Source organism: Streptomyces sp. NPDC090127, from assembly GCF_044746945.1.
Classification (GTDB): Bacteria; Actinomycetota; Actinomycetes; order Streptomycetales; family Streptomycetaceae; genus Streptomyces.
Genome location: NZ_JBIVDE010000014.1, coordinates 1 through 21905 on the forward strand (window position 1 = coordinate 1; position 21905 = coordinate 21905).

Consider the following 21905-nt stretch of genomic DNA (forward strand, 5'->3'; position numbering starts at 1 on the left):
GGTGTAGCCGTTGATCGCGGGGGAGGGGCCGATGAAGCCGATGTCGATCGAGTCGGCGTTCAGCGCCTCGATCTCGGACGGCCCCGCGTTGAAGGACGCCACCCGCAGCTCGGTCCCGCCCAACTCCTTCTGCAGGATGCCCTCTTCGTCGCCCACGAGCGCCGTGGCGTGGGTCAGGTTCGGGAAGTAGCCCACCCGGACCGTGTCCGCCGAGAGCTTCGCACCCGCCGCGGCCACCTTCTTCTCGTCACTCTTCGCCTGGGACCCGTACCCGCAGGAGGCGAGCGCGCCGATCAGCAGCGGCACGACCGCGGCAGCGGCGAGGGAGCGGCGCGGAGTGGTACGGAAGGCAGGCACGGAGGTGGTTCCCCTCAGGGTCTTCGAAGACTTCTTCGGCTATGTCGTTCGTGGTACGGGTGGAGCGGCGGTGCGCCGTGTACGCGGCGCTGCGACATCAGCACGCACATCGGACGACACCCCCGCTGCCCGCGCCGAGGGCGCCGGAACCCACGCGGCCGCCCTCCTTGGCGAAGGTGCCGTAGACGTCGTCGTACGTCATGTCAGAAGTCCCAGCCCTCGTCGTCCGCCGCTTCCGCGCCGGCGGTCACGGCCTTCGCGTCGGCGAAGGACTCGCCCGCCATGCCGGCCGCGAGGGTGGTGCCGTCCGCCGGGTCGATCAGCAGGAACGATCCGGTACGACGGGAGTCGGCGTACGCGTCGAGCGCGAGCGGCTCGGCGGTACGGACCTTCACCCGGCCGATGTCGTTGGCGACCAGCTGCCCCGGCTCGGGGTGCTGGGAGAGGTCGTCCAGGGTCAACCGGGACGGGATCTCCTTGACGATCGCCTTGACCGTGCGGGTGGTGTGCTTGAGCAGCACCCGCTGGCCCACCGTCAGCGGCTGGTCCGCCACATGGCAGACCGTCGCCTCGACGTCCTGGCTGGTGGCCGGGGCGTCACCGCTCGGGGCGAGGAGGTCGCCGCGCGAGATGTCGATGTCGTCGGCCAGCCGGATCGTCACCGACTGCGGCGCCCACGCGATGTCCACGGGCTCGCCCAGGGCGTCGATCGCGGTGATCGTGGAGGTCTTCCCCGAGGGCAGGACCGTGATCTCCTCGCCGACCCGGAAGGCACCGGCCGCGATCTGACCCGCGTAACCCCGGTAGTCCGGGTGCTCGGCGGTCTGCGGACGGATCACGTACTGCACGGGGAACCGCGCGTGACAGGCCGTCAGGTCGTGGCTGACCGGGACGGTCTCCAGGTGCTCCAGGACCGTCGGGCCGCCGTACCAGTCCATGTTGGCCGACGGTTCCACCACGTTGTCGCCGGCCAGCGCCGAGATCGGGATCGCGGTGATCTCCGGGACGCCCAGCTCGGACGCGTACGTCGTGAACTCCTCGGCGATCGCCGCGAAGACGGGCTCCGCGTACTCGACGAGGTCCATCTTGTTGACCGCCAGGACCACGTGCGGCACCCGCAGCAGCGCCGCGACGGCCGCGTGCCGGCGGGTCTGCTCGACGACGCCGTTACGGGCGTCGACCAGGACGACGGCAAGCTCGGCGGTCGACGCGCCGGTGACCATGTTCCGGGTGTACTGCACGTGCCCCGGGGTGTCGGCCAGGATGAACCGGCGGCGCGGGGTCGCGAAGTAGCGGTACGCCACGTCGATCGTGATGCCCTGCTCCCGCTCGGCCCGCAGGCCGTCGGTCAGCAGCGCCAGGTCGGGCGCCTCCTGACCACGCTTGAGGGACGCGGCCTCCACGGCCTCCAGCTGGTCGGTGAGGACCGACTTGGAGTCGTGCAGCAGCCGGCCCACCAGGGTGGACTTGCCGTCGTCGACGGATCCGGCGGTCGCGAAACGCAGCAGGGTGGTCGCCGAGACGTCGGCGAACTGCTCGGTGGTGCTCGTCATGGCTAGAAGTACCCTTCGCGCTTGCGGTCTTCCATCGCGGCCTCGGACATCTTGTCGTCGGCGCGGGTGGCGCCCCGCTCGGTGAGCCGGGAGGCGGCGATCTCGGCGATGACGGCGTCCAGCGTGGTGGCGTCGGAGTCGACGGCGCCCGTGCAGGACATGTCACCGACGGTGCGGTAGCGGATGAGCCGCTTCTCGACCGTCTCGGCGTCCTTGGGACCGCCCCACTCGCCGGCCGTCAGCCACATGCCGTTGCGGGCGAAGACCTCGCGCTCGTGGGCGAAGTAGATCTCCGGCAGCTCGATGGACTCGCGGGCGATGTACTGCCAGACGTCGAGCTCGGTCCAGTTGGACAGCGGGAAGACGCGGACGTGCTCGCCGGCCGCGTGGCGGCCGTTGTAGAGCTGCCACAGCTCCGGACGCTGACGGCGCGGGTCCCACTGCGAGAACTCGTCACGCAGCGAGAACACCCGCTCCTTGGCGCGGGCCTTCTCCTCGTCGCGCCGTCCGCCGCCGAAGACCGCGTCGAAACGGTGCTGCTGGATCGCCTCGGTCAGCGGCACCGTCTGGAGCGGGTTGCGCGTCCCGTCGGGACGCTCGCGCAGCTTTCCGGCGTCGATGTACTCCTGCACGGAGGCGACGTGCAGCCGCAGCCCGTGCTGGGCGACGACGCGGTCGCGGTACTCGATGACCTCGGGGAAGTTGTGCCCGGTGTCGACGTGCAGCAGCGTGAACGGCACCGGCGCCGGCGCGAACGCCTTGAGCGCCAGGTGCAGCATGACGATGGAGTCCTTGCCGCCGGAGAAGAGGATCACCGGCCGCTCGAACTCACCCGCCACCTCACGGAAGATGTGGACGGCCTCGGACTCCAGCGAGTCCAGGTGCGACAGCGCGAACGGGCTGTCGGTCTCCTCATGAACATGGGCAACGGTGGTGGTCACGCCAGGCCCCTCTCGGTGAGCAGCGCGTACAGCTGCGCCGCGGACTCCTGCACGGTCTGGTTCTGGGACTCGATCCGCAGATCCGGGTTGCGCGGCTCGTCGTACGGGTCGTCGACCCCGGTCAGGCCGCTGAGCTCGCCCGCGGCCTGCTTGGCGTAGAGCCCCTTCACATCGCGTACGGAGCACACGTCCACCGGAGTGGCCACGTGCACCTCGACGTAGGGGGTGCCCTCGGACTGGTGGCGCTTGCGGACGGCCTCGCGGCTGTCCTCGTACGGGGCGATGACCGGGACCAGCACCTTCACGCCGTTCGAGGCGAGCAGCTCGGCGACGAAGCCGATCCGCTGCACGTTGGTGTGCCGGTCCTCGCGGCTGAAGCCGAGGCCCGCGGAGAGGAACTCGCGGATCTCGTCGCCGTCGAGCACCTCGACCCGGTGGCCCGCGCCGCGCAGCGTGCCGGCGAGCTCGTACGCGATGGTGGTCTTGCCGGCGCTGGGCAGGCCCGTGAGCCAGATGGTGGCACCGGTCACGTGATTCTCCTGGTCTTCCTGAGTGTCCGTCATCCGTGCAGCCCGCATTCGGTCTTGCCCCGGCCCGCCCAGCGGCCGGACCGGGCGTCCTCGCCCTCCGCGACACGGCGGGTGCAGGGTGCGCAGCCGACGGAGGCGTAACCGTCCATGAGGAGTGGGTTGGTGAGCACGCCGTGCTGGGCGACGTAGGCGTCGACGTCGTCCTGCGTCCAGCGGGCGATGGGGGAGATCTTGACCTTCCGCCGCTTCTCGTCCCAGCCGACGACCGGGGTGTTCGCCCGGGTCGGGGACTCGTCGCGGCGCAGGCCCGTCGCCCACGCGCGGTACGCGGTCAGGCCCTCGGCGAGCGGCTTGACCTTGCGCAGCGCGCAGCACAGGTCGGGGTCGCGGTCGTGCAGCTTCGGGCCGTACTCCGCGTCCTGCTCGGCGACCGACTGACGCGGCGTCAGGGTGATGACGTTGACGTCCATCACGGCCTCGACGGCGTCGCGGGTGCCGATGGTCTCGGGGAAGTGGTAGCCGGTGTCGAGGAAGACCACGTCCACGCCGGGCAGGGCGCGGGAGGCGAGGTGGGCGACCACCGCGTCCTCCATCGAGGAGGTGACGCAGAACTGCTTGCCGAAGGTGTCGGCCGCCCACTGGAGGATCTCCAGTGCGGAGGCGTCCTCCAGCTCGCGGCCCGCCTGCTCGGCGAGCGCCTTCAGGTCGGTGTCCCCGGTGACGGTCTGAGTCGTCGTCATATCTCTTCCCCTCCAGCTGAGTCACTCGAAGTGCCCGGGGCGAGGAGCCCCAGGAACTTCAGCTGGAAGGCTCGACTGCATGCCCGGCATTCCCAGGCGCCGTGTCCCTGTTCGTGCGGGAACAGGTCCTCGTCGCCGCAGTACGGGCAGTAGAACGGCGCGGCACGCTCGCTCATGGCCCCTCCCCTCGCTGCCGCTCGCTGACGCTCACGACAGTGCCTCCTCCGACGCGCGCGCCGCCCAGGTGGCGAAGCGCTCGCCGTCCTCGCGCTGCTCCTGGAAGCGCGTGAGGACCCGCTCGACGTAGTCCGGCAGCTCGGTCGACGTGACCTTCAGACCGCGGACCTTGCGGCCGAACCCGGCCTCCAGGCCGAGCGCGCCACCCAGGTGGACCTGGTAGCCCTCGACGCGGTTGCCGTCGTCGTCCAGGACCAGCTGGCCCTTCAGGCCGATGTCGGCGACCTGGATCCGGGCGCAGGCGTTGGGGCAGCCGTTGATGTTGATGGTGATCGGCTCGTCGAACTCGGGGATGCGGCGCTCGAGTTCGTCGATGAGGGAGGCACCGCGCGCCTTGGTCTCGACGATCGCCAGCTTGCAGAACTCGATGCCGGTGCAGGCCATCGTGCCGCGCCGGAACGGCGAGGGGTTGACCCGCAGGTCCAGGGACTCCAGAGCGGAGACGATCGACTCGACCTGCCCCTCCTCGATGTCCAGGACGATCATCTTCTGCTCGGCGGTGGTACGGACCCGGCCCGAACCGTGCGCCTCGGCGATCTCCGCGATCTTGGTGAGCGTGGTGCCGTCGACCCGGCCGACCCGCGGGGCGAAGCCGACGTAGAAACGGCCGTCCTTCTGCCGGTGGACGCCCACGTGGTCGCGCCACTGGCCGGCCGGCTGCGCGGGGGCGGGGCCGTCGGTCAGCTTGCGCTTGAGGTACTCGTCCTCCAGGACCTGACGGAACTTCTCCGGGCCCCAGTCGGCGACGAGGAACTTCAGCCGGGCGCGGGTGCGCAGCCGGCGGTAGCCGTAGTCGCGGAAGATCGAGATGACGCCCTCGTAGACGTCCGGGACCTCGTCGAGGGAGACCCAGGTGCCCAGGCGGACGCCCAGCTTGGGGTTGGTGGAGAGACCGCCGCCGACCCAGACGTCGAAGCCGGGGCCGTGCTCCGGGTGGTCCACGCCGACGAAGGCGATGTCGTTGATCTCGTGCGCCACGTCGAGCAGCGGCGAGCCGGAGACGGCCGACTTGAACTTGCGGGGCAGGTTGGAGAAGTCCTTGTTGCCCACGATCCGGCGGTAGATCTCCTCGATGGCGGGGGTGCCGTCGATGATCTCGTCCTCGGCGATCCCGGCGACCGGCGAGCCGAGGATGACACGGGGGGTGTCACCGCAGGCCTCGGTGGTCGACAGGCCGACGGCCTCGAGCCGGTTCCAGATCTCGGGCACGTCCTCGATCCGGATCCAGTGGTACTGGACGTTCTGGCGGTCCGTGATGTCGGCGGTGCCGCGCGCGAACTCCTGCGAGATCTCGCCGACGACCCGCAGCTGCTCGGTCGTCAGCCGCCCGCCGTCGATGCGGACCCGGAGCATGAAGTACTCCGCGTCCAGCTCCTCCGGCTCCAGGACACCGGTCTTGGTGCCGTCGAGGCCCTCCTTGCGCTGGGTGTAGAGACCCCACCAGCGCATGCGGCCCCGAAGGTCGTTGGGGTCGATCGAGTCGAACCCACGCTTGGAGTAGATCGTCTCAATGCGTGTCCGCACATTGAGACCGTCGTCGTCCTTCTTGAACTGCTCATTGCCGTTCAGCGGGGTGAAGTGCCCCACGGCCCACTGGCCCTCGCCACGGTGACGGCTCACCTTGCGGCGGGGCGTTGCGGGTGCGGGGTTTTCCGGGGTGGCGGCCATGGCGTTTTGTCCTTCGGGACTGCGGGAGGGCGGCTCTGACCTGCACACTCGTACGTGGGTCAGGGGATGGCGCGACGGTGCGCAGCAGGGTCGGTCTGAAAGGTGCTCGCGGCGGTGCTGGTTCTCTCAGCGCGCCGAACACATGGCGCTGGACATGCGGCCGAGGTCGACGTGCCGCCGACTCACCAAGGCAATTCCAGTTCCAGACATGACGGAAGCGTGTCACGGGACTTTGGACCCAGTCCAGCTTCGTCCGCTATGTGGACATGACTGTCTCGTCTGGCGAGACGGTGTGGCGTGGGTCACGTCCCGGGTCCTCCCGTGGGCCCGGGACGTGGGGAGACGGGGGCGCCGCCGGGGCTCAGGCGTGTGCGCCGGGCCAGGGGCCGGGGGTCTCGGACTCCTCGACCTCCTCCACCTTGGTGTCGAAGAGCCGGAAGCCCCGGCGCAGGTAGTTGTCCATGGCGTGCGGCCCGTCCAGCGAGCACGTGTGGAGCCAGACCCGGCGGGTCGCCTCGCGCTCCGGCCAGCGCTCGGCCAGGTCCCAGGCGCGCTGGACACCGTACGAGAGCAGGTGCCCACCGATCCGGCGGCCCCGGAAGGCGGGGACCAGGCCGAAGTAGACGATCTCCACGACACCGTCGTCCTGCGGGTCCAGCTCCACGTACCCGGCCGGCGTCCCCTTGTCGTACGCCACCCAGATCTCGGCCGCGGGCTTCTCGACGATCTCCTGCCACTGCTTGTACGTGAGCGACAGCCGGTCGTTCCACCGGATGTCGCCACCGACCGCCGTATAGAGGAAGCGGCTGTACTCGGGCGAGGGCACCTCGGCGCGCCGGATCGTGACGTCGTCCCCCTCCGGCGGGGTCGAGGCGCGGAGATCGGACGGCGAGGTCTGTTCGAGGGACCAGGTGGTGAGAGTGATGCGCATGACCTCATCGCACCATGCGGACGGCCGGAATCCCAGGGAGGCCCTGCTCACAGCGCCAGACAGGCGGCTCCGTGAGCCGCCTGTCCGCATGGTGGACAGCCGATCCGCCGACGAGAGCCGCCGAGGCTCCCGAGCTCCTGAGCTCCTGAGCCTCGGGCTCCCGAGCCCTGAGCCGCCGGAACTGCCGGAGCCCCGAGCCGCCAGCACCCGAGCCGCCGAGCCTCAGAGCCGCCGAGCCTCAGAACCGCCGAGCCTCAGAGCCGGCGAGCCCCGAGCCCGAAGCCCCGAGCCTTGGATCCGCCGAACCTTCCGTGCCTGGCGCTACGCGTGGCCCAGTGCGCCCTCCGCGTGGCCCGGGAGGTCCTCCGCCGGGGTCGGCCGGTTCCCCCGGTGGGTCGCCCGGCCCTGCGCGCGGCCCGGTCGGGCGGACCGTACCGCCGGAGCCGTCGAATGGGGCAGCAGCTCGGCCGGGTCGTCCGGGCCCACGATCTCGACCTCCACCTCCTCGCTGAACCGGTAGGGGCGGTGGGCGAGCACGCCCGCCAGGTTCCGGCGGATCCGCGACATCTCCGCCCGTACCGTCACCGTCCTCGTCCGGTCGCCGAACACGTCCTCGGCCAGCTCCGCCGCCGTCCGCCCGTCCCGGTGCAGCGCCAGGACGTACAGCAGCTCGGCGTGACGCGGGCTCAGCTCCTGGGCCCAGCTGCCCGCCGCCCCGGACACCGCCACCGACGAGCGGCGCGGCCGGCTCAGGTCGAGCACCACGCGGCTGGCGGCCTCAGCGCCCGGCGCCGACGCGGCCCCCGACCCACCCTCGTCCTCGATCCTCAGCAGCCAGCCGCCCGGCAGCGGCTCCACGGCGCACATCCCCAGCGACGGCAGCCACACCCGGCCGGCCCGGAAGGACTTCGGCAGCGCGATCCGGTCCACCGGGGCGAGCCCGGTGACCGCCGCCGTCCAGCCGTGCGCGTCCACCGCGACCGCGCGCCCGCCCACCCGGCACAGGATCGGCGCGGCCACCGAGCGCAGCCGCTCGATCGACCGCAGATGGCGGTCGCGCATCTCCGCCTCGGCGAGCTGGGCCACCGAGCCGACGAGCGCGAGCGTCGACGGATGGAAGCTGGACGCCGGCCCGCTCACGTCGACGATCCCCAACAGCCTCTGGTCGCGTGGGTCGTGCACGGGGGCCGCCGCGCAGGTCCAGCTGTGCAGGGTCTGCACGTAGTGCTCGGCCGAGTGCACCTGGACGGCGCGCCCCATCGCCAGCGCCGTCCCCACCGCGTTCGTCCCGGTGGTGTGCTCGCTCCAGGCCGCGCCCTCCTCCAGACAGATGCCGTTGGCCTGTCGCAGCACCGAGAGGTTGCCCTCGCGCCACAGCACCCGGCCCTGCTCGTCCGTGACCACCAGGATCTGCATCGAGGCGTCCGCGATCCCGGCGAGCATCGTGCTCAGCGTGCGCATCACCTCGCCGAGGACGGTCGTCCGGCGCCGTTCCTCCAGCTCGTCGCGCTGGAGCAGGACGCTGCTCGTGCCCTGGTCCGGGTCGAGGCCGAGCCGGAACATCCGCTGCCAGGAGGCGCCGATGACCGACCGGGGAGCGATCGGCGGGGTGCGGCCGGCCAGCGTCTCCTCGCGTACCTGGTGCAGCAGCCGGGTCGCCTGGGCGGCATCCATGGCGGCGAGCCGGTTCATGTCGAGCCGCGTGTCGTTCAGCTGAGTGTGCTTCATCGGTTCTCCCAGCCACCCTCACTGCCGCATCGGTGCTGTATCGGTTCTGCAGACATCCGGGGTCTGGTGCCCATCGTGCCGTCCGGTGCCCTCCGATGAGAGCCGGTTCGGGTAATCCTGCAACCCTTTGCAACTCTGGTAGCAACCGCTCTCGTGCACGAGGGTGGTGCGAGCGGAGGGTGGTGCCGTGTCGGCGCAGCACCACCCACCGCTTCCCCCCGGAGTCCGGTCGGTACGTGCCCGGACGGGCCCCCGCTCAGACCTCCGCACGCGCCCGCTCCACCACCGCCGCCAGGTCCAGCGTCGACGGCAGCGTCCCGAACGCCGTGCCCCAGTCGCCGCCCAGCCGCGAGGCGCAGAACGCGTCCGCCACCTCCGCCGGCGCCCACCGCACCAGCAGCGAACCCTGCAGCACCAGGGCCATCCGCTCCACGAGCCGCCGCGCCCGCCCCTCGATGCCGTCCAGGTCGGCCAGTTCGGTCAGCATCCCCCGGATCGCCCGGTCCAGCCGGTGGTCCGCGCCGCGCGCCGCGCCGACCTCCGTCAGGAACGCGTTCAGCGCCATCGGCTCCGTCCGCAACGCCCGCACCACGTCCAGCGCCTGGACGTTCCCGGAGCCCTCCCAGATCGAGTTGAGCGGCGACTCGCGCAGCAGCCGGGGCATCCCGGACTCCTCCACGTAACCATTGCCGCCCAGACACTCCAGGGCCTCCGCCACCGTCGGCGTGCACCGCTTCGTCAGCCAGTACTTCGCCACCGGCACCGCGATCCGCGCGAACGCCCGCTCGGCCTCGGAATCCGTGTCGTACGCCGCCGCCAGCCGCATCGCGAGGACCGTCGCCGCCTCCGACTCCAGCGCCAGGTCCGCCAGCACGTTGCGCATCAGTGGCTTCTCGATCAGCACCCCGCCGAAGGCGCGGCGGTACGCGCAGTGGTGCACGGCCTGCGCCACCGCCTGCCGCATCAGCGCCGCCGAGCCCAGCGCACAGTCGAGGCGCGTCGCCGCCACCATCCCGATGATCGTGCGGACCCCGCGCCCCTCCTCGCCGACCCTGCGCGCCCAGGTCGTCCCGTCGAACTCGACCTCGGCGGAGGCGTTCGACCGGTTGCCGAGCTTGTCCTTGAGCCGCTGGATCGCGAACGCGTTCCGCGTCCCGTCCGGCAGCACCCGCGGCACCAGGAAGCAGGTCAGGCTCCCCTGTCCCGAGGCGGGACCCGACGCGGGACCCGCGGAGGGGGACGCCTGAGCGAGGACCAGGAAGCCGTCCGACATCGGGGCCGAACAGAACCACTTGTGCCCGCTCAGCACGTACGCGCCGTCCTCCTCCAGCGCTCGCGCCTCGGTCGTGTTCGCCCGTACGTCGCTGCCGCCCTGCTTCTCCGTCATCCCCATCCCGAAGAGCACCCCGGCCTTCTCCGCCGGCGGCCGCAGCCCCTGCTCGTACACCCGGGAGGTCAGCAGCGGCTCCCACACGGCGGCCAGCTCCGGGTCGGCGCGCAGCGCCGGGACCGCGGCGTGCGTCATCGACAACGGGCAGCCGTGCCCCGCCTCGATCTGCGTCGTGAGGAAGAAAGCGGCCGCCCGCCGGACATGACCACCGGGCCGGCCCCACGCGCCCGTGAGACCGTCGCCCACCGCCCGGCCCAGGAGCCGGTGCCAGGCGGGATGGAAGTCGACCTCGTCGATCCGGTTCCCGTACCGGTCGTGCGTCCGCAGCCGCGGCGGGTGCACGTTCGCCAGCTCCCCCCACTCCCGGGCCTGCTCCGAACCGGCGGACCTGCCGAAGTCCGCCAGCTCCTCGCGGGCCCCGGCCAGGAGCTCCGGGGCGAGATGACGTTCCACCGCCTCCGTGAGCGCCCGGTCCGCGGAGAAGACGTCGTACCCCACCAGGGGCGGAGGCTGGTTGGTCACGGTGTGGGTGCTGGCTGCCATGCCGATACGGTAAGGAGGTGCAGGCAGCAAACGAAACACCCGAGCCCCGGCCCGGGAACCGACTCCACCGGGCGCGAGTCCTCTACCGCAACGTCTCGAAGCGGAAGATGGTCTGGCTGCTCCTGAAAGACACCGTCAACTCGTGCATCGAGTACCGCATCCTCGGACTCGCCGCCGAGGCCGCCTTCTTCACCCTGCTGTCCCTGCCCCCGCTGCTCCTCGGACTGATCGCCCTCCTCGGCTACGCCGACGACTGGACCAACACCGACACGGTCGCCAGCATCGAGCAGAACATCCTCAACGCCGCCCGGACGGTCCTCTCCGACCGGGGCGTCCGCCAGATCGCCGAACCGCTCCTGGACGACGTCACCCAGGGCACCCGCCCCGAACTCGTCTCGCTCGGCTTCGCCATCGCGCTCTGGTCCGGCTCGCGCGCCGTGAACGTCTTCATCGACACCATCACCGTGATGTACGGGCTCGACGGTCACCGAGGCATCGTCAAGACACGGCTGCTGGCCTTCCTGCTCTACATCGTGGCGCTGCTCATCGGCGCGGTCGTGCTGCCGCTCGCCGTGGTCGGCCCCGACCGGGTGGTGGAGCTGATCCCCTGGGGCACGGAGGTCGTCTCCGTCCTCTACTGGCCGGTCGTCATCCTGCTCTCCATCGCCTTCCTCACCACGCTGTACCACGTGTCCGTGCCGGTCAGGTCACCCTGGATCGAGGACATCCCGGGCTCGCTGGTGGCCCTCGGCATGTGGGTGCTCGGCAGCTTCCTGCTGCGGATCTACCTCACCAGCCAGGTCGAGGGACCGACCATCTACGGCTCCCTCGCCGCGCCCATCGCGGTCCTCCTGTGGATCGGCATCTCCGCCTTCGCCGTGCTCGTCGGCGCGGCGGTGAACGCGGCGATCGACCGGGTCTGGCCCTCGGTCGCCACCGCCGCCGCCCGCGAGGCCTCCGACCGCGCCCGCGTCGCCCAGGCCGCCGACCTCGTCGCCCGGCTGCGCGCGGAGGCCGACGACGTGGACGAGGACGACCCGGACATGCCGTCCGAGTTCCCCGAACGCTGGTCCCGCTTCCTGCCCCCGGACGACGTCAAGTCGCGACTGCACTCCGGCTGGGAGAAGGACTAGGAACTACCCTCGGAAGGGTGTACGAGGAACGCCCCGCCCTGCTGGACGGCGCGGTCGTCTGGACCCTCACGCCACGGTCCGGGGCCGCGTCCTGGCACGAGGGCGCCGCCGAGGACCCGGTGCCGGTACTGCCCGACGGGTGCATGGACCTGCTCTGGCACGAGGGTCGGCTGCTGGTCGCGGGACCCGACACCGTCGCGTACCTGCCCGCGGGCGGCCCCGAGCGGTACGCCGGCATCCGCTTCGCACCCGGTGACGCCCCGGCCCTGCTCGGCGTACCGGCGAGCGACCTGCGCGACCGCCGCGTCGAGCTGGGCGCGCTCTGGGGCGAGGCACGGGCCCGGCGGCTCGCCGAGCGGGTGTCCGCCGCGCCGGACCCGGCCGCCGCGCTGGAGGCCCTCGCGGTCCGCCGGGCGGCGGACGCTCCGGACCCCGACCCGCTGGTCCGCACGGTCGCCCGGCGTCTGGCCGCCGGCCGGCCCGTCGCCGAGACCGCCGACGCCGTCGGCCTGGGGGCGCGACAGCTGCACCGGCGGTCGCTGGACGCGTTCGGCTACGGCCCCAAGACGCTGGCCCGGATCCTGCGGCTCCAGCGGGCCCTCGCCCTGGTCAGGGCGGGCGTCCCGTACGCGGAGGCGGCGCTGGGCGCGGGCTGCGCCGACCAGGCGCACCTGGCCCGGGAGACCAGGGCGCTGGCCGGTACGACGCTGTCCGCCTACGCCTCCGCCTGGGCGAAGAGGGAGACCCCGCAGCCGTCCGGGTCGAGCACGACGGCGTAGCGCTGTCCCCACACCGCGTCCCAGGGCTTCAGATGGCCCCGGTACCCGGCCGCGAGGAGCGCCTCGTACGTCGCGTCCACCTCCCCGGGCGCCGCGCAGAGGAACGCGAGGCCGATCCGCTCCCCGCCCCGGGGCCGGGTCCACCCGGGATCGAAGGACCGGATGACCTCCTCGGTGTCCCACGCGATCCGCATCCCGCCCGGCAGCGTGGCCTCCACGTGCGGCTGGGTGTCGGCGTCGGCGGGAAGGTCGAGACCGAGGCGCCGGTAGAAGGCGAGCGAGGCGGCCATGTCGGAGACGACGAGGCCGATGACGTCGAGTCGTGGTGTCGTGCGTGCGGTACTCATGCGACCACGGTAGGCAGGCGCCGGCCCCCGGGTCTTGTACGAATCGGACTCCGTACGCGGACCCGAGGGGCCGGCGCCGTGCTCGCCGTGGAGCGGGGCGGGGCTTACGGCTGCGAGGGCGCCGTGCTCGCCGTCCGCGCCGGCGACGGGACCGCCTCGGCCGAGCCGGCCGCCGTCCGGTCCTCGTCGGCCACCGTGATCTCGATGGCCCCGTCGTCCGCCGGGCGCGTGGCCGACGACTGCTTCGCGGTGAAGCCCTGGAGCAGCTGGGCGAGGTCGACTCCCGTGGTGGAGGAGAGGAGCTCCAGGCCCTGGGCGACGTTGTCGGTGACCGTACGGGAGAGCCGGCTCGCGCCGTCGGTGGAGATGACGGTCATCTTGTCGATGGCCGACAGCGGTTCGGCCGCCTTCGCGACGACCTGCGGCAGGACCTCGACGAGCATCTGCAGGACGGCGGCGTCGCCGTACTGCGCGAAGGAGTCGGCCTTCTGCCGCATCGCGTCGGCCTCCGCGGTGCCCCGGGCGGCGATCGCGGCGGCCTGCGCCTCGCCCTCGATGCGTACGGCGTCGGCGAGGGCCGCGCGGTGGGCCTTCTCGCCCTCGCCGGTCAGGCGGGCGCGCTGCGCGTCGGCCTCGGCCTCCTTGACCAGGGCGATCCTGCGGGCCTCGGCCTCCTGCTCGGCCTGGTAGCGGGCGGCGTCGGCGGGCTTGCGGACCTGGGTGTCGAGCTGCCGGTCGGTCAGCGCGGCCTGCCGTTCGGCGACCTTCTCCTGCTCGGCGAGGATCTGCTGCTGGCGGTCGGCCTCGGCGAGCGGACCCGCGGCGTTCGCCTGGGCGGCGGCCTCGTCGGTCTGCGCCTTGATCTCCGCCTGCTTGAGGTAGAGGGTCCGCTGCGCGATCGCGATCTCCTCCTCCGCCTTGAGCCGCGCCTGCTCGGCCGCCCGGCGCGCGACGGCCTCCGCGATGTCCGCCTCCTGCTTGGCGCGGGCCGCCTCGGGCCGGCCGAGGTCCTCCAGGTAGGAGCCCTCGGTGGTGATGTCCTGGATCTGGAAGGCGTCCAGGACCAGCCCCTGGCCGGAGAGGCTGGCCTCGGCCTCCTCGGCGACCTGCCCGGCGAAGGCGGCCCGGTCGCGGATGATGTCCTCCACCGACATCCGGCCGACGATCGAGCGCAGCGCGCCGGACAGCACCTCCTGCGTGAAGCCGACGATCCCGTTCTGCTGCATCAGGAACCGCTGGGCGGCGGCCCGGATCGAGTCCTCGGTCCCGCCGACCTTGACGATCGCGACGCCCTCCAGGTTCGCCTTCACACCGCGCAGTGTGACCGCGCCCCGCACGGCGACCGGGATGTGCCGGCTGGACAGGTCGAGGGTGAACTTCTGCTGCACGAACGGCACGACGAAGACGCCGCCGCCCACGACGACCTTCTGCCCGCTGTTGTCGGTGAACACCCGCCCGGTGGCCGGGTCGGTGGACTGCTTGCCGCGCCGGCCGGTGATGATGAACGCCTCGCTGGGGCCGGCGACCTTGTAGCGAGTGATGACGACGAGGGCGAGCAGGACGACGAGTACGCCGATGCCCACCACAGCCGTGAGTACAGGTCCCATGACCGACTCCCCTTGATGTGATGCGGAACGAGACAGAACGGGATGTGGGGGGCGTGCTCGGCGCTCAGCGTTCGGAGCGCGGGGCGCAGGGCACAGAGCACAGAGCTCAGGGCACAGAGCACAGGGCACAGAGCTTCGGGCACGGGGCACGGGGCACAGAACTCAGGGCACGGGGCGCGGAGTTCTGAGCTCAGCGTTCAGCGCTCGACCCGGCGGACGGCGACCGACGTCGGGGAGAGCACCGACTCCACCCAGACCTCCGCGCCGCGCGGTACGGGCGCGGTCGCCCTGGCCGCGTACTTCACGCGCTGCCCGGCGAGGAAGAGCAGCACCTCGCCGTAGCCGTCGGCCGGGATCGCGGTGACCACCGAGCCCGAACTGCCCGTGAGGTCCTCGCCACGCGGTGCGGCCGCGTCGTCGTCGCGCATGAGCACCCGGCTGAACCGCCAGGTGAGCCAGGCCACGACGCCCCCCGCCACCACACCCGCACCGGTGGCGACTCCCGCCCCCGTGCCGGTGACCTCCCAGGTGAGCGCGCCCGTGAAACCGAGCGCGGACACGAACCCGGCGATCACCGGCAACGACAGAAAACCGTCCAGTCCGCCCCCGACACCGTCGAGGACCCCCTCCAACACCCCGTCAAGGGCCAGGGACAGGACGAGCAGCACGAGACCGAGGATGCCGAGAACCAGAAACCAGGCCATGTCCCCCACCCTCCTCGTACCGCGCTGTTCCGCCGTCACCGGGATGTTTTCACAGAGGCGCCCATCGGTTCATTGCCGAAGGTCGGCAATCTTTACGTAGACTTGATGCCGCCCTCACATCCCCCCGCTCTCCGGGCGCGTGCGCAGGCGTCCGACCACGGCACTCCTGCCGTTGCCGGGGGACGCGGGCCGTCAGAAAGGCGTCAAGGGACGCCACGAGCGGGGGAGTCGCATGAGCGAGCCGACGACGGGCGCGTACGTGGCGGGGTACGCCGAGATTCTGCTGGGCGCCTGCGCGACCGGTCGTCGACTGACCCGCGCCGAACTGGAGTCGCGGCGCGAGCAGGGTGAGCGGGCCGCCGAGGCGGGGCTCGGCCTGCGGCAGCTGGTACGGGAGCACCTGGCCGCCGCCCAGGGCGTCCTGGCCCAGCTCTCGCCGGGCGACACGCGACCCCTGCTCGGGGTGGTCGAGCAGGTGGTGGACGCGTTCGCCGAGGGCTACGAGCGGGCCCAGCACCAGGCGGTACGCCAGGAGGAGGCCGCGCGCCGCGAGTTCATCGACGACCTGCTGTACGGGCGCAGCGACCTGGGCCGGCTCGCCGAGCGCGCCGAGCGGTTCGGTCTGCGCCTCTCGCAGGCCCACGCGGTGGCCGTGGCGCAGGGCCGGGAGCCGTACGGGGACGGCTTCCGGGTGGCCCGGGGGATAGAGGAGGCGATGCTCGCCCGGTTCGGCAACCGGAGGATCCTCCTCGCCACCAAGGACGGTCGGCTGATCTGCGTCGCGCCCGGCGACCAGCCCGACGTCCTGGCGTTCTTCGCCCAGCAGGCGCACGCGCTCACCGACGGCGGCCAGGTCGCGATCGGCCGCTCGCACCAGGGCGCCGGGGGAGTCGTCCACTCCTACGAGGAGGCGCTCAACGCCCTCGACCTGGCCGAGCGGATGGGGCTCGACGGACCGGTGCTGCACGCCTCGGACCTGCTGGTCTACCCGGTCCTCAGCCGGGACCGGCAGGCGATGGCCGACCTGGTGGAGAGCGTCCTCGGCCCGCTGTGCCAGGCCCGGGGCGGCGCCCAGCCGCTGCTGGACACGCTCACCGCCTACTTCGACAGCGGCTGCGTGGCCACGGAGGCCGCGCGCCGACTCGCCCTGAGCGTGCGGGCCCTGACGTACCGACTGGAACGCATCCACACCCTCACCCGCGTCGACCCCGCCGACCCGGGCCACCGCTACACCCTCCAGACCGCGGTGATCGGCGCCCGCCTGCTGGGCTGGCCCACGGCCGAGAGCTGAACGACGGCCGGGACGCGGAAAATGGCTCGCGCGACCGAATCGGGCGGGACTATCGTGGGGGCGTTCCCGCAGGGCTGTGCCCCGTGCGGGTGTCGACGGAGGCGTGCACGCAGGTGTCGCCGCAGGTGAAGCAGGAGGTGTGACCGATGGCTGTCATGACGACGGGCGCTGCCCTCATCCAGAAGCTCATCAACTCCACCCCTGTGGTCTCCGGCTGACCTTCCTTCACTCTCTCGCGCCCACGCGGCGCGTGCCGGGGCCACCCTTGTCGAAGGGTCACCCCTTGTCCTCCTCTCTTCAGGCTTCGACCTCGCACGCCCTCAGCCCGTACGGCTGGGACCAGGGCTGGGAGGCCGCGTTCGCGCCCTACGCCGAGCAGGGGCTCCTGCCCGGCCGCGTGCTGCGCGTCGACCGGGGTCAGTGCGACCTGGTCACCCCCGTCGGCACCCTCCGGGCCGACACCGAGTTCGTCGTACCCCGCGACCCGCTGAAGGTCGTCTGCACGGGCGACTGGGCCGCCGTCGACCCGGACGGCGACCCCCGGTACGTACGGACCCTGCTCCCGCGCCGCACGGCGTTCGCGCGGTCCACGTCGTCCAAGCGGTCCGAGGGGCAGATCCTCGCCGCCAACGTCGACCACGCGATCATCACCGTCTCGCTCGCCGTCGAGCTCGACCTGGGCCGCGTCGAGCGCTTCCTGGCCCTGGCCTGGGAGTCGGGCGCCCAGCCGCTCGTCGTGCTGAGCAAGGCCGACCTGGTACCCGACCCGGTCGGTCTCTCCTACCTCGTCGAGGACGTCGCGACCGTGGCGCCGGGCGTGCAGGTGCTGCCCGTCAGCGCGGCGACCGGCGAGGGGCTCGACGTCCTCGGCGCGCTCGTGGCCGGCGGGACGAGCGTGCTGCTCGGGGTCTCCGGCGCCGGGAAGTCCACGCTCGCCAACACGCTCCTCGGCGAGGAGGTGATGGACGTCCAGGCGGCCCGTGACGTGGACGGCAAGGGCCGCCACACCACGACCACGCGCAACCTGCTCGTGCTGCCCGGCGGCGGCGTTCTCATCGACACGCCCGGCCTGCGCGGCGTGGGGCTCTGGGACGCCGAGACCGGCGTCGGCCAGGCCTTCTCGGAGATCGCGAGCCTGGCCGAGGAGTGCCGCTTCCACGACTGCGCCCACGAGTCGGAGCCCGGCTGCGCCGTGGCGGCGGCGGTCGAGGACGGCTCCCTCGCGGTGCGCCGGCTGGACAGCTACCGCAAGCTCCTCCGCGAGAACCAGCGGATCGTCGCCAAGACCGACGCCCGGCTGCGCACCGAGATCCTCAAGGGCTGGAAGCGCAAGGGCGCGGAGGGCCGCGCGGCGATGGAGGCCAAGCGCGGCGGCGCGGGGGGCCGCGCGCGGCACTCGGGCTGGTAACGGGGCGCGGGCGGTGGGCTCCGCGCGGACCCCGGCGGGGCGGCGCGGTGCCGCCCCGTACGGGAGCCTCCGGGCCCTGTACGGAGCCTGGCCCCGTCCCGTACGGGTCCCCCGTCCCGTACGGATTCGCGTCCCGTACGGGTCCCCCGTCCCGTACGGGCTTCGCGTCCCCTACGGGGCCCCGCCGTCCCGTACGGGAGCCCCGGAGGCGCGAGTGTGGTGTCCGAAAACCGCCAGACCGGGCGCCGGGGCTCCCGCACACTGGAGGGCGTGAGGGAACACGAGGACACCGGGCAGGACAGTGGCGAGGACCGCCGGTACGAAGCGGTCAGCAGCCGGGACGCGCGTTTCGACGGGGCGTTCTTCTTCGCCGTCGAGACGACCGGCATCTACTGCCGGCCCAGCTGCCCCGCCGTCACGCCCAAGCGGAAGAACGTGACGTTCTTCCCGACCGCCGCCGCGGCCCAGGGCCACGGCTTCCGCGCCTGCCGGCGCTGCCGCCCGGACGCCGTGCCCGGCTCCGCCGAGTGGAACGTCCGCGCCGACGTCGTCGGCCGCGCCATGCGGATGATCGGGGACGGCGTCGTCGACCGCGAGGGCGTGCCCGGCCTCGCCGGGCGGCTCGGCTACAGCGCCCGCCAGGTGCAGCGCCAGCTCACCGCCGAGCTGGGCGCGGGGCCCGTCGCCCTCGCCCGTGCGCAGCGGGCCCACACCGCGCGGCTGCTGCTGCAGACGACCGGGCTGCCGATCACCGAGATCGCCTTCGCTTCAGGGTTCGCGAGCGTGCGCCAGTTCAACGACACGATCCGCCGCATCTACGCCCGTACCCCCAGCGCGTTGCGCACCGAGTCCGGTACCGGCGCCGGGCCCCGTACCGCGCTCGCCGCCGGGGTGCCGCTGCGGCTCGCCCACCGCGGGCCGTACGCCGCCCGCGAGGTCTTCGACCTGCTCGCCGGCGAGGCCCTGCCCGGCGTCGAGGAGGTGCTCGGCGGCCCCGGCACCCGCACCTACCGCCGCACGCTCCGCCTCCCGTACGGGACCGGTCTCGTCTCCGTCGACGAGCGCTCCGCCGGGCCCTGGCTGGAGGCCCGGATCCACCTCACCGACCTGCGTGACCTGACCACCGCCGTCCAGCGGCTGCGCCGCCTCCTGGACCTGGACGCCGACCCGTACGCCGTCGCCGAACGCCTCGGCGCCGACCCCGACGCCGAGCTCGCCGAGCGGGTCGCCGCCCGCCCCGGCATCCGGTCGCCGGGCGCCGCCGACCCGGAGGAGTTCGCGCTGCGGACCGTGGCGGGACCCGACGAGGCCGCCCGTCTCGTGCCGGCCCACGGCACGCCCCTGGACACCGCCTGCTCCACGCTCACCCACCTGTTCCCCGAGCCCGCCGCGCTCACCGCCCACCCCGAGCTCGGCCCGCTCGCCGCCGCGCTCGCCACCGGGGCCGTACGCCTCGACCCGGGCGCCGACCGCGACGAGGCCGACCGCGCCCTGTCCGCCGTCCCCGGGGTCAGCGCCGCCCACGCCGCCCTCATCCGGATGCGGGCCCTCGGCGACCCCGACGTGGACCCGGACGTGGACCCCGACGCCGACCCCGGGGGCGCCGTCCGCTCCGAGACCTGGCGGCCCTGGCGCTCGTACGCATACCGCTACCTGGAGCGCGTGCCCGTACCGGCACCATGACCCCGTGATCATCCGCATCGACCCGCGGACACCGGCTTCATCCGGTACCAGATCGATCTTCCGCGGTAGCGGCGGCGGTCTCCGCCAGGCCCCAGCTGTGGACCCTGCGGGGGTGGATCCGGATGACCTCCTCGCTGAAGTGCGGGCCGAGCTCGTGCGGCCCCACCAGGAGCTCGGCCACGCCCCGGATCTCCACTCCGCGCACCCGCCACGGCCGTACGCTCGCCAGATCGTCGACGACCAGGGCGACCTTCGGGTTGGCCCCCAGGTTGCGCCACTTCTTCGACCGGCCCATGGCGAGCCCGCCGACCAGGACGGTGCCGTCCGGCTGCGGGAAGAAACCGACCGGGTTGGCCTGGGGCTGGCCCGTGGGGTCGACCGTGGCCATCCGGGCCAGCCGCTGCGTCCGGAGGTAGGCGAGTTCGGCCTCGCTGAAGCCCTCGAAATCCCTCATACCGCCAGCATCCCGCCCGGGTCCCGCCGCGCGCATCGGCGCTCCGGCCGAGGCCGGGCGGGCTGTGGTCCTAGGACCACAGCCTCACCTCGGCCTCACCTCGGCCCCACCTCGGCCTCACCTCGGCCTCACCTCGGCCCGATCGAAGCCCCGATCCAGCCCCCATCGCGACCTCGGGCCTGCCCCGATCGAAGCCCCCGACCAGCCCCGTATCGGCCCCCGTATCAGCCCCGGACCGCCCCCCCGTATCAGCCCGGATCACCCCCAGATCAGCGCCCCCACCCACGCGCCGACGATCAGCAGGCAGGCGAAGAGTTCGACCAGGATGCTCGTCCCGGCCGCCCGCATCACCGTGCGCGTGGACGCCCTGGCCTGACCGTGACCGCCGAGGCGGAGCCGCTCGGAGAGGTAGATCCCGCCGACGAAGCCGGGGATCGCGCCGAGCACGGGGACCAGGATGAAGCCGAGGAAGGCGCCGACCCCGGCGTACGTCACCATCCGCCGCGTGATGCCGACGCCCCGGATCCGGCGCTGCGGCAGCAGCCATACGACCACCTGGGTGAGCAGGAGCAGCGCCGTCGAGGCGACGAGCAGGAGCCAGGCGAGCCCGCTCTGCTCGTGCAGCGACCACCAGAGCATGGCCGCCCACACCAGCCACGGTCCCGGCACGCCGGGAGCCAGTACCCCGAACAGGCCGAGCAGCATCACCATCGCGACGAGCAACAGCTGCCACACACCCATCTGCCCAGCGTGCAGGACCCATGATCTCCTCGCAGGTCGCGGCGTACGTACGGGTACGTCCAGGGCTCCCCGCGCGCCCCGCCGGGCCCTACCGCCGCGCCACCCACCCCTTCTCGTACGCGTGCCAGCCCAGCTGGAGACGCGTCGTCACTCCCGAGAGCTCCATCAGGCCCTTCACCCGGCGCTGCACCGTGCGCAGGCCCAGGTCCAGCTGTTTCGCCACGCTCGCGTCCGTCATGCCGGCCAGGAGCAGGGAGAGGACCTCCAGGTCCGTCGCGTCAGGACCCGGCGCCCGGGTCTCCGTGACCTGCGCCCCCGCGCCGAGCCGTAGCGGCAGCGCGTCGCGCCAGACCGCCTCGAACAGGCCCATCAGGGACTCCAGCAGCCCGCTCGCGTGCACCACCAGCGCCGCCGGCTCGGCGCCGCGACCCGTCAGCGGAACCATGGCCAGCGTCCGGTCGGCGACCACCAGCTTCGTCGGCACCCGGTCCGCCACCCGGATCTCCTCGTCCCGGCCGAGCGCCGCCGACAGCTCGACGATCCCCGACGGCAGCGACAGGACCTCCCGCTCGACCACCACCCGGTAGCGCACGCCACGCCCGGCGGCCTGCTCCTCGGCGTCGTTCTCCATGCCGGTCACCGCGATCGGCTTCCCCGTGACCAGCGCGCAGACCTCCTCCGTCGCGCCCAGCTGGAGCTGGAGGAAGCGGTGGGTCACCGCGCTCGCCCCCGTCACCACCTCCACCAGGTCGTGCACGGCGGGCTCCGCCGCCTCCGCCCGGTACTCCTCCGCCAGCAGCGCCGCCGCCAGCTCCGCCTGCTCCAGCTCGTGCCGCTGCTGCGTGAGCAGCGCGCCCAGCGCCACCCCCGGCGGCGCCGCGACCCACCGTCCGGTCCGCGCCGAGGACTGCGCGGCGAGCCCCTGCGACTCCAGGCGCCGCAGCGCCCGCTCGGTGTCCGACTCCGGCAGGGCGAGGCGGTGGGCCAGATCCATCACCTCGGCCGCCCCCAGCGCGACCAGCGCGCGGTACGCGGACTCCTGTCGTTCGTCGAGACCTATCGCTCCCAGCACTGCTGCCCCACCCCTCACCGGACGTCCTGGGACGTCCCGGACATTCCCCGGACGTTGATCGGACGCGT

The 21905-nt window shown here is 72.7% G+C and carries 22 protein-coding genes; 5 read left to right on the forward strand and 17 right to left on the reverse strand.

Annotated elements, in window-relative coordinates:
- From ACIPPS_RS32145 to ACIPPS_RS32195, 11 genes are all read right to left on the reverse strand, one after another.
- Positions 1–357: ABC transporter substrate-binding protein (locus ACIPPS_RS32145; protein WP_401439579.1), on the reverse strand; the 357-nt coding region annotated here is incomplete at its 3' end.
- Between the two features lie 203 nt (positions 358–560).
- Positions 561–1910 (reverse strand): sulfate adenylyltransferase subunit 1, encoded by a 1350-nt coding sequence (locus ACIPPS_RS32150; RefSeq protein ID WP_401439581.1) that lies wholly within the window; start codon positions 1908–1910, stop codon positions 561–563.
- Positions 1911–1912: 2 nt separating this feature from the next.
- Positions 1913–2851 carry a sulfate adenylyltransferase subunit CysD gene (cysD, locus tag ACIPPS_RS32155; RefSeq protein WP_401439584.1) on the reverse strand — a complete coding sequence of 313 codons (939 nt, stop codon included), beginning with the start codon at positions 2849–2851 and terminating at the stop codon, positions 1913–1915.
- On the reverse strand, positions 2848–3429 hold the full coding sequence (gene cysC / locus ACIPPS_RS32160; protein ID WP_401439587.1) for an adenylyl-sulfate kinase: 582 nt from the start codon (positions 3427–3429) through the stop codon (positions 2848–2850). Before cysC ends, cysD begins: the two co-directional genes overlap by 4 nt.
- The gene (locus tag ACIPPS_RS32165) at positions 3411–4121 is read right to left on the reverse strand and encodes a phosphoadenylyl-sulfate reductase (protein WP_401439589.1); all 711 of its coding nucleotides are present in this window, start codon (positions 4119–4121) and stop codon (positions 3411–3413) included. Before ACIPPS_RS32165 ends, cysC begins: the two co-directional genes overlap by 19 nt.
- Positions 4118–4297, reverse strand: a complete 180-nt coding sequence (locus ACIPPS_RS32170; RefSeq protein WP_401439591.1) for a hypothetical protein — start codon at positions 4295–4297, stop codon at positions 4118–4120. The genes ACIPPS_RS32165 and ACIPPS_RS32170 overlap by 4 nt, the downstream gene beginning before the upstream one ends.
- A 31-nt stretch (positions 4298–4328) precedes the next feature.
- Positions 4329–6026, reverse strand: a complete 1698-nt coding sequence (locus ACIPPS_RS32175) for a nitrite/sulfite reductase (RefSeq protein WP_401439593.1) — start codon at positions 6024–6026, stop codon at positions 4329–4331.
- Positions 6027–6152: 126 nt separating this feature from the next.
- Positions 6153–6236, reverse strand: a complete 84-nt coding sequence (locus ACIPPS_RS32180) for a putative leader peptide (RefSeq protein WP_352077884.1) — start codon at positions 6234–6236, stop codon at positions 6153–6155.
- Between the two features lie 151 nt (positions 6237–6387).
- Positions 6388–6957 carry a GNAT family N-acetyltransferase gene (locus tag ACIPPS_RS32185; protein ID WP_401439595.1) on the reverse strand — a complete coding sequence of 190 codons (570 nt, stop codon included), beginning with the start codon at positions 6955–6957 and terminating at the stop codon, positions 6388–6390.
- Between the two features lie 321 nt (positions 6958–7278).
- Positions 7279–8685 carry a GAF domain-containing protein gene (locus ACIPPS_RS32190; RefSeq protein ID WP_401439597.1) on the reverse strand — a complete coding sequence of 469 codons (1407 nt, stop codon included), beginning with the start codon at positions 8683–8685 and terminating at the stop codon, positions 7279–7281.
- A gap of 256 nt (positions 8686–8941) precedes the next feature.
- Positions 8942–10618, reverse strand: coding sequence for an acyl-CoA dehydrogenase family protein (locus ACIPPS_RS32195; protein WP_401439600.1), 1677 nt, complete (start codon positions 10616–10618; stop codon positions 8942–8944).
- Positions 10619–10635: 17 nt separating this feature from the next.
- Here ACIPPS_RS32195 and ACIPPS_RS32200 point away from each other — a divergent pair, with 17 nt between their 5' ends.
- Together ACIPPS_RS32200 and ACIPPS_RS32205 are read left to right on the forward strand one after the other, a co-directional pair.
- On the forward strand, positions 10636–11751 hold the full coding sequence (locus tag ACIPPS_RS32200) for a YihY/virulence factor BrkB family protein (protein WP_401439602.1): 1116 nt from the start codon (positions 10636–10638) through the stop codon (positions 11749–11751).
- Between the two features lie 17 nt (positions 11752–11768).
- Positions 11769–12530: a helix-turn-helix domain-containing protein gene (locus ACIPPS_RS32205; RefSeq protein ID WP_401439605.1), complete on the forward strand. Its 762-nt coding sequence runs from the start codon at positions 11769–11771 to the stop codon at positions 12528–12530.
- Here the strand turns inward: ACIPPS_RS32205 and ACIPPS_RS32210 are convergent.
- From ACIPPS_RS32210 to ACIPPS_RS32220, 3 genes are all read right to left on the reverse strand, one after another.
- Entirely contained in the window at positions 12467–12877 is a 411-nt protein-coding gene (locus ACIPPS_RS32210; RefSeq protein WP_401439608.1) for a VOC family protein, read from the reverse strand. The two genes, ACIPPS_RS32205 and ACIPPS_RS32210, sit on opposite strands and share 64 nt — an antisense overlap.
- 104 nt (positions 12878–12981) lie before the next feature.
- Positions 12982–14484: a flotillin family protein gene (locus ACIPPS_RS32215; RefSeq protein ID WP_401439611.1), complete on the reverse strand. Its 1503-nt coding sequence runs from the start codon at positions 14482–14484 to the stop codon at positions 12982–12984.
- Between the two features lie 197 nt (positions 14485–14681).
- Positions 14682–15188 carry a hypothetical protein gene (locus tag ACIPPS_RS32220; protein WP_401439614.1) on the reverse strand — a complete coding sequence of 169 codons (507 nt, stop codon included), beginning with the start codon at positions 15186–15188 and terminating at the stop codon, positions 14682–14684.
- A 232-nt stretch (positions 15189–15420) separates the two neighbouring features.
- Between ACIPPS_RS32220 and ACIPPS_RS32225 the strand changes: the two genes are divergently transcribed.
- The 3 genes from ACIPPS_RS32225 to ACIPPS_RS32235 all read left to right on the forward strand — a co-directional run bounded on the left by ACIPPS_RS32225 (position 15421) and on the right by ACIPPS_RS32235 (position 19570).
- On the forward strand, positions 15421–16479 hold the full coding sequence (locus ACIPPS_RS32225; protein ID WP_401439616.1) for a PucR family transcriptional regulator: 1059 nt from the start codon (positions 15421–15423) through the stop codon (positions 16477–16479).
- Between the two features lie 283 nt (positions 16480–16762).
- A complete protein-coding gene (rsgA, locus tag ACIPPS_RS32230; RefSeq protein WP_401439618.1) occupies positions 16763–17887 on the forward strand; it encodes a ribosome small subunit-dependent GTPase A in 1125 nt (374 codons plus the stop codon).
- A 270-nt stretch (positions 17888–18157) separates the two neighbouring features.
- The gene (locus ACIPPS_RS32235) at positions 18158–19570 is read left to right on the forward strand and encodes a bifunctional transcriptional activator/DNA repair enzyme AdaA (protein WP_401439621.1); all 1413 of its coding nucleotides are present in this window, start codon (positions 18158–18160) and stop codon (positions 19568–19570) included.
- A 37-nt stretch (positions 19571–19607) separates the two neighbouring features.
- On the opposite strand, the gene ACIPPS_RS32240 is transcribed toward ACIPPS_RS32235, so the two are convergent.
- From ACIPPS_RS32240 to ACIPPS_RS32250, 3 genes are all read right to left on the reverse strand, one after another.
- On the reverse strand, positions 19608–20024 hold the full coding sequence (locus ACIPPS_RS32240; RefSeq protein ID WP_401439624.1) for a PPOX class F420-dependent oxidoreductase: 417 nt from the start codon (positions 20022–20024) through the stop codon (positions 19608–19610).
- A gap of 258 nt (positions 20025–20282) precedes the next feature.
- Entirely contained in the window at positions 20283–20765 is a 483-nt protein-coding gene (locus ACIPPS_RS32245) for a DUF456 domain-containing protein (RefSeq protein ID WP_401439627.1), read from the reverse strand.
- A gap of 88 nt (positions 20766–20853) precedes the next feature.
- On the reverse strand, positions 20854–21837 hold the full coding sequence (locus ACIPPS_RS32250) for a helix-turn-helix domain-containing protein (protein ID WP_401439630.1): 984 nt from the start codon (positions 21835–21837) through the stop codon (positions 20854–20856).
- Positions 21838–21905 lie beyond the last annotated feature (68 nt).